We start from the raw sequence: 871 nt of genomic DNA on the forward strand, positions 1-871 counted from the left end.
AGAGAAGAACCTTGATGCTCAAAACTCTCTTCATTTTCTGTCTTTCCCTCACTCCCGTATATCGACACAAAGCCCTTGCCTGATCCCACACCAAAACCTGTTTCATGCTCCTCTGAATGGCTTTTATGATGATCTGTCATGCCATCAATCGTCACACTTTCTCCGCTCACATTGATATCTTGACCGGAAAGCAGATGAGAAGCAGAAATCTTGGCTTCTCCTTGTGCGTCTAACACGATGTTGCCCGTTGCCCCAAGGATAGAGGAGACCGTTGTGGTATGCGATTGAGATGTATCGGACGATTTCTCATGCAAAAAGCCACTTGATGACGATTGTGCTTGCTGATCCAAGTGTTCTTGGGCGCCTTTTATAGTAATCTTTCCCCCAGAGTGAATGGTAATATCCGCTTGTTTCTGTTCTCCTGGTGCTTTCTCTCCTGACGTTTCCTCTGCCTTACCGGCTATGAGCGTCGAGGCGACAACTTCCGTGTTGTTTCCGGAATCAATGGCAATGCCTTCACCCCCTGTTATGCTTGACCCCACAACTTGGCGCACATCCATCTTGTTATGCTCAGATTTACTGCTACTAAACACCCCACCGTCTTTATGGTACGACATCTCATAATGTAAGCTATCCTCTGCATTATTGATCAGGACATCGTTGCTGGCTTTCAGCCCCACCTTGCCATCAGCCGCAATGGAACTGCCTGTGATGCTAAGATCATGCGATTTGCCATCCTGCCCTGCAATGACAGTGGTGTCACCTCCCGATTTTATCGAAGATCCAACGGCATGAGAGGCTTGCATATCCACTTTCGTGTTTTTGGTGCGAAGATGATACTCCATCTCATCGTTTCTCACCCCTATTGTTA

1 protein-coding gene is annotated in these 871 nt (G+C 47.3%); it reads right to left on the reverse strand.

Annotated features, from left to right (window positions below; all coding sequences use genetic code 11):
• Positions 1-871, reverse strand: an 871-nt coding sequence (locus ACFINL_RS09715) for a hemagglutinin repeat-containing protein (RefSeq protein ID WP_375651489.1), incomplete at both ends; no start/stop codon positions are given.

The sequence above is a fragment of the Bartonella sp. AA78NXGY genome, assembly GCF_042197005.1.
GTDB lineage: Bacteria > Pseudomonadota > Alphaproteobacteria > Rhizobiales > Rhizobiaceae > Bartonella.